Below are 16,240 nucleotides of genomic sequence, written 5' to 3'. Positions count from 1 at the left end.
AATAATTGCATGACGTGGTACTTTTATTGCGAGGTGTGAACACGATGTTAATTGAAGAACGATTGGACAAAATAAAAGCTATTATTGAAGCAAACAAGAGCGCGACCATTGAATTCTTGGCTGAGACGCTCGATGTATCGAAGGATACCGTTAGGCGGGACCTGATTAAATTAGAGCAGCAAAATGTTGTTCGACGCACTCATGGAGGTGCGGTTTCCGCGAACCGTGAAGCCATGATTCTGGACTATGAACAGAGGTCAGGCCGATTTAATCGGATTAAAGAACGAATAGCGCAAAAAGTTGCCGAAATCGTTAAAGATCATTCGAGTATTCTGTTTGATTCTTCAACAACGGTTGAAGCGGCCATCATGCAATTGGGGAACAAAAGGTTGTATGCGATCACGAATTCCCTGACTCATGCGAAATTGCTTGCAAAGTTTGAAAAGGCGGAAATTACACTGCTTCCAGGAAAGCTTCATAAGGATCAATTGTTTTTGTATGGAACGGAGACGGTGAAAAAGATCGAACAGTATAACACCGACTATACTTTATTGGGCGTTTTTGCTTTATCTAAAGATGGCCTATTTATTCATACCGAAGAAGAGGGTCTGGTGAAACGACAAATGATTGCTCAAGGACATCAGGTTATCGCGCTAGCCGACCACACCAAAATCGATACAACCGGTTTTTTTAAAGTATGTTCATTAGCGGAAATCGACATCCTGGTCACCGATCAACAACCCGAACCTCTAATTATGGACTATCTAAGCGAGAACAAGGTGAAAGTCATCGTAGCGAATGAGCAAAGAGGTGAGAAATAATGGCGCGTAATAAAGAAATCATTTTAGATACCGTGAAAGAACCGGCTAGTTTTCCAAATGTACCGCCAACTTTTTTGACGGATGAGACAATGAACGAGCGGAAAACCAAAGTTTTGAACGCGATGAAAAAAGAAGGGTTTCAAGTAGTGGCCGTCTATGCGGATAAAGAACATGGAAGCAATTTTGAATATGTAACCGGATTTATTCCTCGTTTTGAAGAAGGGCTGCTTCTTATTGAGGATTCGGGAAAGTGCACCGTTATTTTAGGTAACGAGAACTTAAAAATGGCGCCTTATTCACGTGCGGCCGTAACTTTAAAACACAGCCCGTTATTTTCATTGCCCAACCAACCGATGGATAATGAAGCGCCCTTAGAGGAGATTCTTCAAGAAGCGGGATTAGATCAGAAAAATAAAATAGGGCTCGTCGGCTGGAAAATGTTCACAACCAAAAAAAGCGATCCTTCCACTTACTTTGATCTTCCGTATTTCATTGTGGAAGCTTTCAAGAAAGCGAAACATCAGGATGCCGAAGCTGGTCAATGCCGCTCATCTTTTTATCGGGGGAGACGGCGGCGTACGTACAAAGAATAATGCCAACGAAATCGCTCATTATGAATACGGCGCCAATCTAGCTTCCACCTGTATGTTAAGGGCTATGAATGAAGTAGAGGTAGGAAGAACAGAAGCGGAAATCGGGGACAAATTGACAGCGGACGGACAATATCACTCGGTTGTCACCATTGCTGCAGCCGGTCAGCGTTTTGAAAAAGCAAACTTCTATCCTACACATAAAAAAATCCAGTTGGGAGATCCCTTGTCATTAACGACCGGGTTTAAAGGAGGCTTATCCAGCCGGACTGGTTTTGTTATTGAATCGGAAAAACAACTTCCGTCAGCTCAAAAAGATTATTTGGACCGGGTTGCCAAACCCTATTATCGGGCAGTAGTCACCTGGCTGGAAACGATCCGGATCGGCATGAGAGGCGGCGAGTTATATACTCAGATCGAAAATGTTTTTCCGAAAAACGAATATCATTGGCACCTGAATCCAGGTCATTTAGTATCCGATGAAGAATGGATGTCTTCTCCGATTTATGAAGGATCAACAGAAATAATAAAGAGCGGGATGATCTTTCAGATCGATATTATTCCATCCGTGTCCGGTTATACAGGCGTTAGCGCGGAAGAATGTGCAGCAGTAGCCGATCAGTCCTTAAAGGACGAAATTAAACGGCAGTACCCCGGACTCTGGCAGCGTATAACTACGAGAAGAACTTACATGGAAAATGAATTGAACCTGAAACTGAGTGAAGATGTCCTGCCATTATCCAATACCGCAGCCTATTTACGCCCCTTCTATTTAGCGAAATCTCAAGCTTTTGTTGTCAAAAGATAAAACTCCTGAAGCTCGTGAACTCAAGTCAAGAAACACGTGAATTCAAAGCCATATACAGAGAATGCCTCGGAAATTTGTGAGAGCCCGCTTCGGAAGCGAGCTCTTTCTCTTTGTCAGACATGGATAGACCCGTTAATCGGCTTCTCTTAAATCCTTTATTACGTCCTCGGCAACCCGATCGGTAAACCGGATAGTTCCATGATCCTGGACGATCCGCCCTTCCTTGATGCGGAGATCGAGCCAATCCGTAATAAAGCCGGGGGCATAACCCCCTTGTCCGAATTCTCCGCCAAAGGCAATGATGTTCGGATAGGCTGCCACGTATTGGTCGCGACTTGTGTTCGGATTTGCCTTCGTATATAACCAGAACTGCACATCATACATGAAGGTCGATAATTCATCGGCATGAAAAGAAAAATGGCCTTTCTCTTCAACAATTCGTGTACATAGGCTGCGGATTTTCCGTTCAATTTGATCCACTTCGGTTACCTTAGAGCAAAGCTCCTCCAGCAAAGGAGAAAATTTGCCGTGTGCTACTTTATTTAAGTCATGTTGCTTGTCTTCCTCGGAAGTATCATATTCTTCATCGCTCACTAAGCCTCTAACAAACGCCTCAAAATTCTCGGCCAGGAAAGTAATCTCATAGTCATCTTCTTGATCGACATGAATAACCTCAGGTTCGCCCTCTCTACCGCAAGCCCGATAGTCTAACATGACCACATCATGACCTGCTGAAGGACAATCGCAAATCACCACTCCAATGTCAGGATATCCCCATTCTTCAATCATAAACGGACTGCCCAGATCCCCGCACAGTGAATAGCTTTTCTCGCGCCCGATACCCATGATGCCCGTAATCGCTATGTGGTCCTCGGCCCAGGAGGTAGGTTCCTCTGTTGGAAAGTTGGTGTTCCTCGGTACACCGCCATTCTGCTGTTTCATCAGTTGAATATAAGAGGAGGGGAGTTTGTAACCAAGCTCTTGCTCGATAGATAGGATGAGTTCATCCGTAGGCGGTTCGGATTGATAGGAGTTTCTTGCATACTCGCTGTCATCCCAGAAATCCGCTAGAGACCCGTCTGAAAAAGGAACCTTCTCCTCAACCGAGCCGCGCTCCTCCAGGGAAGCTTTCTTCTTGGCGAGCCGGAGTTCTTCTTTTTTGCGCTTCTCCGCTTTTTGAATGCTTTCTTTTAAAAAGTACTCCGTACTTTGATCGCCGGACTTTAATGCATCCGAGTGACGGAAAGCTTGAACTGCTTCCTCATACCTTTTCAGATGATAAAGACTATAACCTGCCCGAAAATACCAGAGGGAATCCTGTTTGCCGGCTTCTGAAATGGTCTCAAGCTGACTGAGCGCTTCTTCATAAAGCCCCAAATTGTTATAAGCTCTGGCCAGCAGACTGACCTCATCATAGTCTCGTTCTTCATCGGGAATAGCGATCAGGGCATCCACAATTTTCTGATGTTCGTCTTCTTCATACCACTCGTTCAGTTGATTAGTAAGCGTTTCTTTCATTTCTACCTCCGAGATGTTTATTGAGAATTGCTTCATTCCTACTTTGGCAGCCTCTACCATAACTATAGTACTATCTATAAGGAGATGCCAGCAGAGCCGGAAACGACAGATGAACAAGCAGGCCGCAACAATGGTCCGCTTTTCTGCTTTTACATGGACGAGTTCTCCAAATCCGCAAGATCGATATTACAAACTTGTAAGGTACATGTAAGGCAAATCGATCGCTTAGGCCAGCCCGTCAGGATAAAATTGGAACAAATGAAAATAGAAGTTTTTAAAAGGAGAATCGGGATGAGGCTGTTTGAACTGCTGCTTTTATTGTCCAACATCGGCTCGTTTGCTTTAACAGTCCTATTAAAAAAAGGACGGCGTAGAATTCCAGTGTTCGCTGCAAGCGGGATCGCCACACTTTTACTGGTCATTCATTGGACGGTGGAAGGCTACAGAGTTCAGTTATTTTTCTCTTATTGCTTAACGATCGTGTTTTTAGCCGTCTCAGTTTATAGCTATTTTAAAAAAACGGGTCCCAAGAAAATCCCGCGATTCATGTTAGGTTCAGCTTATACTGCCATAGCGCTAATGCTGGTCGTAACAGCCGGTCTCCTGTATGTTTTTCCCGTATTTAAACTGCCTGCACCGACAGGCGAATTCAAAGTAGGAACGCAAACTTTTCATTTCGTGGATACAAATAGGGAAGAGATTTTCGACAAAACGAGAGACGGTAAAAGAGAATTAATGGTTCAGGTATGGTATCCGGCTCAAGCCGGCACCGGCAAGGACGCTCCCTTTGTTCCCGACACCCGGATTTTACATTACATGGCTGCGGAGTACGGGCTTCCCGGGTTTACTCTTCAACACTTGAAGTACGTATCCGGTTATGCTTATTCGGGGGCCGAAGTTTCTTCGGCACAGCCTTCATACCCGCTGATCCTTGGGAATCCCGGCAACGCCTCTTCCAGGTTCCTCCACACGTCGCAAGCTGAAAATCTCGCAAGTCACGGATATATCGTGGCAGTTATCGACCACACCTACAATACATTTGCAACCGAGTTTCCGGACGGACGAATCACAACCAGCAAAACCAATGATTTGTTCTCTCCCGGCCAGGATTACAAGACGAGCAGAGAAAATCGCGATAAGTTGGGAAGCGTTCTAACCGGCGATGTGGCATTTGCGCTGGACCAATTCGAGCTTATCCAATCGGGGCAGCTTCCTAGTCATCTAAAAGGGAGGATTGATCTCGGTCACGTCGGGGTGTTCGGTCATTCCATCGGTGGAGCGACGGCCTATGACGCTTCTTATGATCCGCGAATCACGGTTGGAATAGACTTGGATGGCGGGCTTTATCGTCTGCGTGAGAGAGAGGGTCTGCGCAAGCCGTTTTTGTTCATCAACTCGGAAAGCTATTTCGAAAAATTAAAAATGGTGATGGATCACCGGGTCTACACGGATGAAGAGCTTAACCGTATGGGCTCAACAAAAGAGTGGGAGGATCAAGTAACGGAGGACAAAAAGTTGGAGCTTGAACGGATGCGCGAAACGGCTGCTTCAGGAGGGAAGTTCTTCTATATCGACAATACGGAGCATTTGAATTTTACCGACATACAGTTCCTTTCTCCGATTTTCAAAATAACGGGCATTACCGGAAAGATTGCGCCCGAAAGAGCAAACTCCGTTATCAATGCGTATATGCTGGATTTCTTCGATATGTATCTGAAAAATCAAGGCGGAAACTTAATGAAAGGACCGGATAACCGCTTTCCGGAGGTGAAGTCTGTAACCTCACTATTGTAAATTAGGGAGGCTACTAAGCCGGAAAAACCAGAAAGCAGCTTAAGCTGCGGTGCCGCTGTATTTGTACGAACTGTTCCTGGTTAAAACAAATAGCTAGCTCGTGAAGACGATTATGTAGATATAAGCAGAGACGACAAGAAGCCCTGGAAGAGGGCTTTTTGTTTTGTCGAAAGATTAGCGTGGATTTATTGGCTATATATTGATATATTAATAACAGAAATCCACATTTTGGTAAATACACCATATTTTACAGAAAGGAGTAAAGGTATAGTTATTTGATTCTACTAGTATCTAAATCAAATTACAAGGAGTGATAATCTTATGAACAAAACTATTATCAGTCTTGCTGCTTTTGCTCTCCTAACTTCTTCTGTACCAGCTTTTGCTCAAGCTAATCATACACCAACTAACACCAATACCAATGAAACGAATATCCTTAATCCGTCTGAAATCTCCGTTTTAAACACGGGAACCGTGTTTGTAAGCCATTTTAACTCCCCGAGTAGTACACAACTGCTCGAATTTACAGTCCGGAATGAAACAGATAATATATTAGTTCAAGGCTCCCTAATTCCAAAATCCCAATCACAATTTGTTACTTACGGTTTGACAAGAGGAAAAAATTATTCAATAAAGGTACGAGCACTTGACGCATTCTACAATCAAGTTGCTACGGGTACCACCGGTGTGTTTAAAGTGGATACTGCAGAAGCTCATTACTTTGTTTACCTCAACTAAAAGTAAATAACTTTTAAAAAATAAGCCCCTGTAACTAAGGGGCTTATTTTGTGTCACAAACGGGTTGTAAAAAAAGCGATGGATGCGCTGGAGTTCTCAGCGAGGACCGGGAGACCGCCGTTTTTATGCGTATGTTCAATAACTCTTGTGTTTATGCTCGAAAGAATGGTAATATTTTACGGGAACATGCGTTTGTTTTTTTGTATTTTCTAACGCCAGGGGGAATAGACGTGGTTGAAATCATTGATAAAGAGCAGGTTTCGGTTATTGGAACATCATTTGTTGAGCTAAGCAATCTCTCCATCCATCATCATGTGCAAACGGCTCCCGTTTGTTTCGTTAAGGAGCGGATGTTAACATGATCCGATTGACGAACCGCCAGGCAAGGCAATTTCTGTTGTTGAAGCACGGGTTGTTGGGCGAATATCGTTTTGCCGGTAAGCAGGGAGTATTGGATTTTGTGCGGCAGGCCGGCTGTATCCAGTACGATCCCATCGATGTGTGCGGAAAAAACGCCGAACTGGTCCTGCAGTCGCGAATCAAAGGATTTACCAAGAACATGCTCGCCGAGTTGCTGTATCAAGAGAGAATCCTTGTCGATTATCCCGATAAAAATTTGGCCATTATCCCTGTCGAGGACTGGCCTTATTTTGAACGGTACAGGCAGGCCGCCCGACAACATGCCAAGCGGTATCCCGAAATGGAAGCGTTGATAGAGCAAGTACGAACTCACATCCATAATCACGGTGCGCTAAGTTCGGATGATCTAAAACTGGATGGCAATTTCGCTTGGCGATCGGCCATCCACTGGAGCAGCGGAAACAATACATCCCGGTCGGTGCTGGAGCAGATGTACTCGACAGGCGAGTTGATTATACATCACAAAAAAGGAACACGTAAATATTACGATATCGCAGAGAAGTACATACAGCCAAATCTGCTGAATGCGCCCGAGCCTCTGGAGGGCGAGCTTGAGCATTATAAGTGGCGGGTACTGCGCCGAATCGGCGCTGTTGGCCTTTTATGGAACCGCGCATCCGATGCCTGGCTGAACATATGGGGATTGAAAGCGGGGCAGCGCAACGAGGTTTTCCGCCACCTGCTGCACGAAGCCCGCATTGTTGCTGTATCCGTGGAACAGATGAAGGATATCCTTTATTGCCGCGCGGAAGACTTGCCGCTCATTGAAACCGTTCTGCAAAATCCATCGCCGGAGTGGCGCTGCGAGCTGATTGCCCCGCTAGATAATTTCATATGGGACAGAAAACTGATCCACGCCTTGTTTGGATTCGATTATACCTGGGAGATTTACACGCCTGCGATCAAACGGAAATTCGGCTATTATGTGCTGCCTTTATTATACGGAGAAAGCCTTATCGGACGAGCCGAGGTAATCGCGGAGCGAAAATCCGGGACGCTCGTTGTTAAAAATATCTGGTACGAAGGCGACCTAAAGCCAACCAAGCATTTGCGGGAAGCCCTGAACAATTGTTTTCAAAATTTCGCAGTATTCAACGGATGCGGGACGATTGTGAATGAGTCTATGAACTGACCTTTCTAAGGCTGCGGAAAAAGGGCAGAAATACAGAACAATACGGCAACCCTGTTTCTTCTTACTTAAAATAATCTGCAATAAAGTCAAGAAACTTGCGCGCCGCCAAAGAAAAATAGCGGGTCTCCGACCAATAGACCCGGTAGCTCCGCTGGCAAGCGGGAGACTCGACCCGCAGCAGCTTAAAGTCTTCCTCTTCACCGCTCTTACAGCCGAACAAAGCTACGCCTAGTCCGGTGCGAACGAGGCTGATGATAGCCGCGGGTTCGTCTACTTGGCAGACGAATCTTGGCGATATGCCTGCTTGCCGGAAGAAGGCGTCGTTTATTTTCTGCATGGCGTGGCCTTCCTTGTATCCGATAAACGGATCATCGCCTATCTCGCTGAGACGGATCGTACTGCGATTCGCAAAACGGTGATCGCGGGAAACGGCGAGATAAACATCTTCCTTGAGCACGGTCGCCTCACACAATCCCGCCAGCTCGATCGGCAATGCCGTAAAACCGATATCGATGCTGCCGGCCTCAAACATACGAGTCATTTCCTCCGTCGATGCTTGCGTTATTTGTATATTAACGTCCGGATATAACGCAAGAAAGGAACCCAGGGGATCCGATAAACGATCCAGTGAGGTCATGGCGAGACGAATACGGCCATATTCCAATCCTGCGAGATCAGTCACTTCCCGGCGTCCCTCCTCAAGCAGCTCAAGCGCCGCATCCACTTTTTCCAGAAAGGTTTTGCCGAATGAATTCAGCCTGATTTGCTTGCCGATCCGGTCAAAGAGCAGAACGCCGATATCCTCTTCCAGCCGAGCAATCGTCTTGCTTAGAGCGGGCTGAGCGATTTGCAGCTCTTGAGCGGCTTTCGTCATATGCTCCATCCGGGCAACCTTCTGAAAATATCGCAATTGTAACATTTCCACAGTTGAAACCTCCACTTATATACTTGATGGAATATGAGATATGTTCAAATATGTATTTTTAATAATTGATTATCGGTTATAGAATAGCTTTAAGCAAGTGAAAAATGTCAGGTTTACCCAGAAAATAAGCTTGCGTAAATGAAAGCAGGTGGAGAGGTGAAATTACAAGCGCAGAAGGGGCAAGGGCAGCCGATCATTTACATTCTCGCGTTCACGCTGATCCTATCCGTCATGAGCGGAACGATGTTCAACATCGTTTTGCCCGTTATCGCTGAACAGTTTCAGCTAACGGTCGCTCAAGTCAGCTGGGTGACGTCAGGCTATTTGCTAGTCTATGCAGTCGGGACCGTCATCTACGGGAAGTTGTCGGATATGTATGGACTGAGAAGCGTGCTTACGTTCGGTTTTGTTCTTCTCGCGCTCGGATCGTTATTCGGTTTGGTCGCGCAGGCTTATTGGATGGTTCTTCTAGGCAGGGTCATACAAGCCGCGGGAGCGGCAGTCATTCCGGCGGCGGGAAGCATTATACCTGTTCGCTATTATCCGGAAGAGCAGCGCGGCGTTGTATTGGGCATAGCGATGACCGGCATGTCGATCGGCAGTGCGATTGGTCCGGTCGTTGCCTCTTTCGTAGTCAGCTTCCTCCATTGGCGATGGCTGTTCTTCATGCCTATCCTGACCTTAATCACTTTGCCGTATTATCGCAGGTTTCTGCAAGAGGAGAGCAGAAGACCAGACAAGCGCATGGATTGGATGGGAGGAGGACTGCTCGTCGGAGCGGCGGCCATGGTGCTTCTGGCGATCACGTACGAGTCGTGGCTTGCAGGTGCCGGCTCCGCCGTATTGCTCCTCTTGTTATTCATGCGAATTCATTACGCCAATGAGCCTTTTATTCCACCGGGCTTGACGCGCAACAAACGGTATGCGATCGGGTTAACGTTAGCCTTTCTTGCAACGAGTATCGGATATTCGCTGTATTTCCTGACTCCCCAGCTAATGAATCAGGTCCAGCAGCTGGATCCTGTAATGACGGGGTTCGTAATGGTGCCGGCAGTTGCCGTGGCCGCGATAGTGGGAAAGAGCGGCGGCAGACTGGCCGATGTGAAAGGGAACCCGTTCTTATTTTATTCAGCGTCCGCCATGTTGTTGATCTGCTTTGCCCTCATGTCTTCTTTTGCGGAAAAGTCACCTGCTGCTATCACATGTTTTCTTATACTGGGTGTCGTCGGGCAGTCTTTTCTTTACATGTCCTTATCTAATCAGATATCCCGGACATTAGCGAAGGAGCAGATTGGCGTAGGGATGGGTGTATTGGGTATGTCGAATTTTATAGCCGGTGCCGTGGCCGCAAATCTATACGGGAAAATCGTCGATCAAGGATCCGGTGTGCATTGGAACCCGATGATTACGGAGCCGGAAGCATTCGTGTACAGCAATCTTTATCTTGTGCTTGGCATTTTGCATGTGTTCATTCTATGGATTTACCGGTATAAACTCGGCAAAACGGGAAGCGACCGTATAACCGGGAATAGTTGATCATTGTCCAACAATCGATTCAAGGAGGAGATAGCAATGAAGGCAGCGGCGTTTAATCAATACGGCGGACCGGAAGTGATGAAAATAATCGAGTTTCCCGACCCGCAGGCGGGGCCTGGTCAAGTAAGGGTACGGGTGAAAACAGCGGGCGTACAGCATTACGATTGCAGCATACGAAGCGGATGGATGCCCCAGGGAGTGAGCGATCAATTGCCGAAAATACCCGGAAATGAATTCGCGGGCATCGTCGATCAAGTAGGGGATGGCGTGCACGGGTTCGAAGTTGGCTCCGAGGTACTCGGTTTCACCTTGTTGAATGGTTATGCTGAATATGTTATCGCCGGTGTTGACCAAATCGTGAAGAAACCCGCGAGTATGTCTTGGGAGGTAGCGGGCGGTCTGACGGGAAACGGTCAGGGTGCTTATATCGCGCTGCAGGCTATCGGTGTTAAAGAGGGCGATACGATTCTGATCCATGGCGCCGCCGGTTCGCTTGGCTCTTATGCGGTGCAGCTTGCGAAGCTGTGGGGTGCGAAGACGGTCATCGGAACGGCAAGCGAAAGCAACCACGACTATATTCGTTCCTTAGGAGCCATACCGGTTACGTACGGAGAGGGGCTTGTCGACAGGGTACGCGCTCTGGCTCCACAAGGCGTGGATGCCGCCTTCGACACGGCAGGCGCCGACGCTGTCCGGGCATCGGTCCAATTGGTGGAGGACAGAAACAGAATCTGTACGTTTGTCGCTTACGATATTATCGAGGAGCTTGGCATCCCCGCTGTCCGCGGTGTTCGCTCTGCGGCCAGGCTCGCCGAGCTAGCCGATCTTCATGCCAGCGGAAAGCTGCGCACGACGATACGCCAGACGTTCCCGCTCGAGCAGGCCGAAGCGGCTCATCGATTGATCGAGACCAGACATGGCCGGGGCAAAATCGTTCTTACTATAGACTAACTATTGAGGAGGATAACACTATGGATAAAGAAACTTTAGAATCGGGATTATTCTTGGCAGTACAAGGCAGGGCAGGGTTAGTCCACAAGTAGGCGAATGGGTGAAAGGTATAACGGACAAGCGAGCGGATGCTGAATACGAAATCGTCGATATCCGCGAGTATCAATTGCCTTTCTACGGGGAAGGAAACGGCGAAGAGCCTGGCAGCCAGGCATGGCAGCAAACAATCGATCGACTCGACGGGTATGTCTTTATCGTTCAGGAGTATAACCATAGCATTACGGGCGCACTGAAAAATGCCCTCGATTCCGCGTATAAAGAATGGAACAACAAAGCAGCCGGCATCATAAGCTACGGTTCGACGGGTGGCGCTCGCGCCGCAGAGCATTTGCGTGGCATATTGGGCGAATTGTCGGTGGCCGATGTCCGTGTGAATCCGACCTTTTCCCTCTTTACCGAATTCGAACAGTACAAAACGTTCAAACCATCCGACTTGCACGCGAACAACGTCAACGCGATGCTGGACCAAGTTCTTGCTTGGAGCGGCGTTTTGAAGAGCTTGCGTAGGAGTTAAGTTAACGAAAAGACCTTATCAGAGCCGTGCTCGATAAGGTCTTTTTTTGAGGGATGTCTTATGTCTGCATAACGTGCCGGTAAGGGTCACGGATTTCGTAAAAATTATCCAATAATGAAACAAGTTGTTTGGCCGCAGGGGAAAGATGTTTTTGGCGATGGTAGACATAACAGATCCCCCTCATGAAGGTAACTCCTTTTAGGGGTACTTTGACGATTAAACCGCTTTTAACTTCTTGTTGTATGGCAAAGTTAGATACAATCGATACACCAAGTTCATGGATGACCGCTTGTTTACTTCCTTCCAAGTTGCTGATTTCCAGATATTTAGGCGGTGTAAACCCTAATTTCTTAAATTCCCCCTCCAAGTAACTTCGCGTGGCCGACTTATCAGGTTTTATGATGAACGTTTCGTTGGCCAAATCCTCTAGGGTACAATCCGGCTTTGCGGCAAGCGGGTGCGAAGGATTGACAATAAGAACAAGCTCGTCATCGTAAAAAGTTTTACTTTCATATCGGGATTCATCCATCAAAACTCGATCAGACAGAACAAGAAATTCAACTTTATTAGAATCCAACATGTGAATAAGATGGCTGGAAGAAGTAATACTCATGTTGATTTTGATATTTGGAAAAGTTTTGGAGTAATTGCGCAGGATCACGGGAAGCAGATAGACACCGACAAAATTGCTCGCACCGAAAGACAATGTACCATAGGACAAGTCTTCCAGCTGCCTGATATGATCTTTAGCTGAATGAAGCAGGTTAATCATTTGCTCTGCGTAAGGCTTGAAATGCTCGCCTTGTTTAGTCAGGTAGAGCTTTTTGCCGATCCGGTCGAAAAGTAAAACGCCCAACTCCGCCTCAATGCTTTGAATTTGCATGCTTACGGAAGGCTGCGAGCAATAAAGTAATTCGGCCGCTTCGGTAAAGTTCAAGCATTCCGATAGTGTGATAAAAGTTTGCAGTTTGCTAAAGTTCATGCACAGGACACCTTTCATGGAAATTGTTCTATAACGATTTGTTATTGTTTATCATAGATAATCAAATTGATTGATGCAACTATCGTTACTATACTAAAAGTGCAACTAAAAACAAACAAAAGGACGGGATTCAATGAATGAAGGATGTTTGTAATTCTTTCGAAAGTCAGGCGGCCGATATGCAAATTTCAAAAAGTCCGTTATTTGATTTGGGAAGGTGCATGTTTTGTCTCTTGGTGTTGGAACAGCGGTCGGGGGCGATCAATTCAAATTATTAACCTGGTATGAAAATCAAATTGATTTACAGAAAGATACTATCTAAAATGAAAGCGTTATCATAAGACGGGGAGGGCACAAGATGTCTGAGGTCAAAGAGAGCATAGAAAGTGATGTCAAACAGCCGCCGACCAAAAAAAAGAGCAAGATGGAGGAAAGGTTGAAGAAATGGGGGATTCCCCTGGCAATTACGGTCGTATTGCTGCTTTTCTTTATGCCCACGCCTGAAGGCATGAGCGCGCAAGCCCAAAGTTCGATCGCCATATTTACCGGAGCTCTCATTCTTTGGATTACCACCCCGATTCCTATTTATTTGACATCCATCCTTGCGATTTTACTGCTTCCTTTAGTCGGAGCTGTTAAGGATCAATCAGTCGCGTTCGGAACTTTAGGATATGACGTCATCTGGCTGATGGTCTCCGCGTTTATTCTCACCGCTGCCATGATCAAGTCGAATTTGGGTAGAAGATTGTCGTTATGGATGGTCACCAAGTTCGGGAAGACGCCGAAAACGACGTTGTTCTTATTAATTGTCATCAATTTTATTCTCGCCTTCTTCGTTCCTTCCACTACGGCTAGAGCTACACTTATGGTGCCTATTTGCTTAATTTTGTTGGAAGTCTACAAAGCAATACCGGGTAAAAGCAACCTTGGAAAAACGATGATGCTCCAAGGGATTCAAGCAGATGCGATTGCAACATCGGGTGTCATGACGGCAACTTCGGGAAACATTATCGCAGTCGGATTCATTAATGATCAAGCAGGGGGCAACATCGGCTACATGGATTGGCTTCTGGCCTCTATGCCCACTGCGATCGTTACGATGCTCATCACGTTCTTCGTCGGATTAAAGCTGTTTTCATTCAAGGATGAAAATAATTTCACAAACGCTATGGGTACTCTTAGGGATGAGTTAAAGAAGTTGGGTTCGTTTTCCCTGGATGAAAAGAAGGCTGTGGCGATCTTTATTTTTACTGTCATTCTATGGGCAACCGGTGACTATCACAAGGCTTGGTTTGGTTTCGAAATCAGTACGGAACAAACGGCCGTGCTCTCTGCGCTCCTGTGTCTCTTGCCCCGAGTCGGTTTACTGACCTGGAAAGAGACCAACATCAAATGGGAGTTGATGATTTTCGCAGCAGGCGCCTATGCGGTCGGTAATGCGCTGGATAAATCGAAAGGCGCAGAATGGATCATCAGCAAGGTCGTAGCCGCTTTGGGATTAGAGCAGATGAACAATGTCTGGTTTATATCGTGGTGGTGTTCCTCAGCATGTACAGCCATCTCATCTTTACAAGCAAAACCGTACGAGTGACGATCTTAATACCTGCATTCATCGCACTGGCCAAAACGCTCGGGATGGACCCTGTCCCGCTAGCTTTAGCCGCAGCCATGACCATGACGTACACCATTACGCTTCCTCCGCATTCCAAGGTGAATACGATCTATTTCGGGACAGGATATTTTACCGTATTGGATCAAGTGAAATATGCGGTCGTTACATGCTTTATCGGTGCTTGCGTGATCAGCTTGGCCATATTCACCTGGTTTAAAGTAATCGGAATATAGAATAGTAGGAGGATACCATGCTGCATAGAAAAGTTATTCTAGCCATTGCTGATGGGGTAGGAGACCGCCCCCACCCGTTGCTTAATCATGAAACGCCGCTGGAATTCGCAAAGACGCCCCATTTGGACAAGCTGGCTTTGATGGGCATTTCAGGCATGATGGATTTGATCGGTTCCGGCATTCCCGTCGGTACGGATATGGGGCATATGATTTTATTCGGCTACCAGCCGCATCATTATCCCGGACGGGGGCCGATCGAAGCTTTGGGAATCGGAATGAATGTTCAGGCAGGAGATGTCGTACTTCGGTGCAATTTCGCCACGGTGGACGACAACGGAATCGTTCTCGATCGCAGAGCCGGAAGGATACGCGAGGGAACGGAAGAAATCGCGAATGCAATCGACGGCTTGGAGCTTCAAGGGGTAAAGATTTATTTTAAACCGGCAACGGAACATCGAGCAGTACTTATTCTGCGAGGATCCGGTTTGAGCGAAAATATCAGCGATTCGGACCCTAAAGCACCAAACGATGGATCTCCCTATCAAAAGGTACTGCCGTTAGACGATTCCGAGGAGTCCAAGAGAACGGCATCGGTCCTGAATACGCTTCTTTCTAAATTTCATGCCATCTTATCGGATCATCCGGTCAATGCAAAACGTATCGAACAGGGCAAGCTGCCCGCTAATTTTATTCTTACCAGGGGAGCGGGGAAGATGGCTCATCTTGTACCGGTCACGGATGAACTAAATATAAAGGGAAACTGCATCGCGGGAGAAAGTACGGTTCTCGGTGTTGCACGGCTGGCCGGCTTTACAGCCATCACAGATGGCAGTATGACAGGAAATATAGATACGAATATTGAGCTGAAAGCTAAACTGGCGATCGAGGAAATCACCCATAGTGACATGGTGTTGGTACATTTCAAGGCGCCTGACCTGAAAGGTCATGATAACGAACCGCTTGAAAAAGCAAAAGCGATCGAGCTGTTCGATAAAATGGTAGGGCTTATCGCTCAGGGAATGCCTGAAAACACATATCTCGCATTGGCTGCCGATCACTCAACGCCTTGTGAGGTAGGAGAACATACTGGCGACCCCGTGCCGATTCTGATCTACGGGCCTAGCATTCGAAGAGACCGGAATTGGCGGTACAATGAAATTGATTGTGCTTATGGAGGGTTAGGACATTTAACCGGAAGTGATTTTGTCCGAACACTCCACGGTCTTATAGGCCGAGTGAAAAAAAAGGGAAATTAGCTATAGCATACGAACATCCAAAAGGCGCTGTAAACGGCAGCCTTTTGGATGTTGTTTATGTAGCCCAACTATGTGATGAACCTGGTGCGGTGTCGGTTGAATATATGCTTAAAAGTCGCGAAGGGGCGGCTTTATTTATTTTCACGACATAAGATCTTATCTCAAGTCAGTGACAACCAAGACGCAAAGAGCGTAGAAAACGCGACCTCTGACGGTTATATGATGTGATTACCATAAGGGAAGACAATCTGATCTGTGGATACGCTGTAGTGAGATCGGCTAATGGAGGTTTTTCAATTCGGTTATCGAGGAAAAAATCAGGGAGATTTATCATCGCGAACTGTTGGGGG

16 protein-coding genes are annotated in these 16,240 nt (G+C 46.6%); 13 read left to right on the top strand and 3 right to left on the bottom strand.

The features are described from left to right. Window positions 1-44 precede the first annotated feature (44 nt). The 3 genes from ABC395_RS13105 to ABC395_RS13095 are packed head-to-tail and all read left to right on the top strand — an operon-like array spanning window position 45 to window position 2,219. A complete protein-coding gene (locus ABC395_RS13105; protein WP_413003644.1) occupies window positions 45-821 on the top strand; it encodes a DeoR/GlpR family DNA-binding transcription regulator in 777 nt (258 codons plus the stop codon). Beyond that, entirely contained in the window at window positions 821-1,414 is a 594-nt protein-coding gene (locus ABC395_RS13100; RefSeq protein ID WP_413003642.1) for a hypothetical protein, read from the top strand. Before ABC395_RS13105 ends, ABC395_RS13100 begins: the two co-directional genes overlap by 1 nt. Further along, the gene (locus ABC395_RS13095) at window positions 1,347-2,219 is read left to right on the top strand and encodes a M24 family metallopeptidase (protein ID WP_413003640.1); all 873 of its coding nucleotides are present in this window, start codon (window positions 1,347-1,349) and stop codon (window positions 2,217-2,219) included. The genes ABC395_RS13100 and ABC395_RS13095 overlap by 68 nt, the downstream gene beginning before the upstream one ends. A gap of 132 nt (window positions 2,220-2,351) precedes the next feature. Here the strand turns inward: ABC395_RS13095 and ABC395_RS13090 are convergent, their stop codons facing one another. Continuing rightward, the gene (locus ABC395_RS13090; protein WP_413003639.1) at window positions 2,352-3,737 is read right to left on the bottom strand and encodes an SMI1/KNR4 family protein; all 1,386 of its coding nucleotides are present in this window, start codon (window positions 3,735-3,737) and stop codon (window positions 2,352-2,354) included. Window positions 3,738-4,028: 291 nt separating this feature from the next. Between ABC395_RS13090 and ABC395_RS13085 the strand changes: the two genes are divergently transcribed. From ABC395_RS13085 to ABC395_RS13070, 4 genes are all read left to right on the top strand, one after another. Beyond that, window positions 4,029-5,531, top strand: a complete 1,503-nt coding sequence (locus ABC395_RS13085) for an alpha/beta hydrolase family protein (RefSeq protein WP_413003637.1) — start codon at window positions 4,029-4,031, stop codon at window positions 5,529-5,531. A 321-nt stretch (window positions 5,532-5,852) separates the two neighbouring features. Beyond that, on the top strand, window positions 5,853-6,269 hold the full coding sequence (locus ABC395_RS13080; RefSeq protein WP_413003635.1) for a hypothetical protein: 417 nt from the start codon (window positions 5,853-5,855) through the stop codon (window positions 6,267-6,269). A 50-nt stretch (window positions 6,270-6,319) separates the two neighbouring features. Then, window positions 6,320-6,631 (top strand): hypothetical protein, encoded by a 312-nt coding sequence (locus ABC395_RS13075; RefSeq protein ID WP_413003633.1) that lies wholly within the window; start codon window positions 6,320-6,322, stop codon window positions 6,629-6,631. Beyond that, complete coding sequence (locus ABC395_RS13070; RefSeq protein WP_413003631.1) at window positions 6,628-7,821, top strand: winged helix-turn-helix domain-containing protein; 1,194 nt, start codon at window positions 6,628-6,630, stop codon at window positions 7,819-7,821. Before ABC395_RS13075 ends, ABC395_RS13070 begins: the two co-directional genes overlap by 4 nt. Window positions 7,822-7,882: 61 nt before the next feature. Here the strand turns inward: ABC395_RS13070 and ABC395_RS13065 are convergent, their stop codons facing one another. Next, a complete protein-coding gene (locus ABC395_RS13065) occupies window positions 7,883-8,746 on the bottom strand; it encodes a LysR family transcriptional regulator (RefSeq protein ID WP_413003630.1) in 864 nt (287 codons plus the stop codon). A gap of 156 nt (window positions 8,747-8,902) precedes the next feature. Between ABC395_RS13065 and ABC395_RS13060 the strand changes: the two genes are divergently transcribed. Genes ABC395_RS13060 through ABC395_RS13050 form a run of 3 tightly spaced genes read left to right on the top strand, consistent with a single transcriptional unit; the run spans window position 8,903 to window position 11,807 of the window. Further along, window positions 8,903-10,282 (top strand): MFS transporter, encoded by a 1,380-nt coding sequence (locus tag ABC395_RS13060; RefSeq protein ID WP_413003628.1) that lies wholly within the window; start codon window positions 8,903-8,905, stop codon window positions 10,280-10,282. Window positions 10,283-10,318: 36 nt separating this feature from the next. Next, a complete protein-coding gene (locus ABC395_RS13055) occupies window positions 10,319-11,233 on the top strand; it encodes an NADP-dependent oxidoreductase (RefSeq protein ID WP_413003626.1) in 915 nt (304 codons plus the stop codon). A 40-nt stretch (window positions 11,234-11,273) separates the two neighbouring features. Further along, window positions 11,274-11,807: an NADPH-dependent FMN reductase gene (locus tag ABC395_RS13050; protein WP_413006740.1), complete on the top strand. Its 534-nt coding sequence runs from the start codon at window positions 11,274-11,276 to the stop codon at window positions 11,805-11,807. A 58-nt stretch (window positions 11,808-11,865) separates the two neighbouring features. Here the strand turns inward: ABC395_RS13050 and ABC395_RS13045 are convergent, their stop codons facing one another. Beyond that, a complete protein-coding gene (locus tag ABC395_RS13045; protein ID WP_413003624.1) occupies window positions 11,866-12,789 on the bottom strand; it encodes a LysR family transcriptional regulator in 924 nt (307 codons plus the stop codon). 358 nt (window positions 12,790-13,147) lie between these two features. Between ABC395_RS13045 and ABC395_RS13040 the strand changes: the two genes are divergently transcribed. Genes ABC395_RS13040 through apgM form a run of 3 tightly spaced genes read left to right on the top strand, consistent with a single transcriptional unit; the run spans window position 13,148 to window position 15,890 of the window. Beyond that, complete coding sequence (locus ABC395_RS13040) at window positions 13,148-14,380, top strand: SLC13 family permease (RefSeq protein ID WP_413003622.1); 1,233 nt, start codon at window positions 13,148-13,150, stop codon at window positions 14,378-14,380. Then, complete coding sequence (locus tag ABC395_RS13035) at window positions 14,338-14,634, top strand: anion permease (RefSeq protein ID WP_413003620.1); 297 nt, start codon at window positions 14,338-14,340, stop codon at window positions 14,632-14,634. Before ABC395_RS13040 ends, ABC395_RS13035 begins: the two co-directional genes overlap by 43 nt. Before the next feature lie 17 nt (window positions 14,635-14,651). Further along, the gene (gene apgM, locus ABC395_RS13030) at window positions 14,652-15,890 is read left to right on the top strand and encodes a 2,3-bisphosphoglycerate-independent phosphoglycerate mutase (protein WP_413003618.1); all 1,239 of its coding nucleotides are present in this window, start codon (window positions 14,652-14,654) and stop codon (window positions 15,888-15,890) included. The last annotated feature ends 350 nt before the right edge of the window (window positions 15,891-16,240 follow it).

This window comes from Paenibacillus canaveralius, from assembly GCF_047238265.1.
GTDB lineage: Bacteria > Bacillota > Bacilli > Paenibacillales > NBRC-103111 > Paenibacillus_F.
The sequence above is the reverse complement of the archived record's forward strand: the minus strand, read 5'-3'. Positions and strand labels throughout refer to the sequence as shown.

Excerpts from the sequence above, each read along its gene's own strand:
- ABC395_RS13040 (WP_413003622.1), top strand. The coding sequence starts at position 13,148 with ATGTCTGAGGTCAAAGAGAGCATAGAAAGTGATGTCAAACAGCCGCCG.
- ABC395_RS13045 (WP_413003624.1), bottom strand. The coding sequence starts at position 12,789 with ATGAACTTTAGCAAACTGCAAACTTTTATCACACTATCGGAATGCTTG.
- ABC395_RS13105 (WP_413003644.1), top strand. The coding sequence starts at position 45 with ATGTTAATTGAAGAACGATTGGACAAAATAAAAGCTATTATTGAAGCA.
- ABC395_RS13035 (WP_413003620.1), top strand. The coding sequence starts at position 14,338 with ATGTACAGCCATCTCATCTTTACAAGCAAAACCGTACGAGTGACGATC.
- ABC395_RS13090 (WP_413003639.1), bottom strand. The coding sequence starts at position 3,737 with ATGAAAGAAACGCTTACTAATCAACTGAACGAGTGGTATGAAGAAGAC.
- ABC395_RS13080 (WP_413003635.1), top strand. The coding sequence starts at position 5,853 with ATGAACAAAACTATTATCAGTCTTGCTGCTTTTGCTCTCCTAACTTCT.
- apgM (WP_413003618.1), top strand. The coding sequence starts at position 14,652 with ATGCTGCATAGAAAAGTTATTCTAGCCATTGCTGATGGGGTAGGAGAC.
- ABC395_RS13085 (WP_413003637.1), top strand. The coding sequence starts at position 4,029 with ATGAGGCTGTTTGAACTGCTGCTTTTATTGTCCAACATCGGCTCGTTT.
- ABC395_RS13100 (WP_413003642.1), top strand. The coding sequence starts at position 821 with ATGGCGCGTAATAAAGAAATCATTTTAGATACCGTGAAAGAACCGGCT.
- ABC395_RS13095 (WP_413003640.1), top strand. The coding sequence starts at position 1,347 with ATGCCGAAGCTGGTCAATGCCGCTCATCTTTTTATCGGGGGAGACGGC.
- ABC395_RS13070 (WP_413003631.1), top strand. The coding sequence starts at position 6,628 with ATGATCCGATTGACGAACCGCCAGGCAAGGCAATTTCTGTTGTTGAAG.
- ABC395_RS13055 (WP_413003626.1), top strand. The coding sequence starts at position 10,319 with ATGAAGGCAGCGGCGTTTAATCAATACGGCGGACCGGAAGTGATGAAA.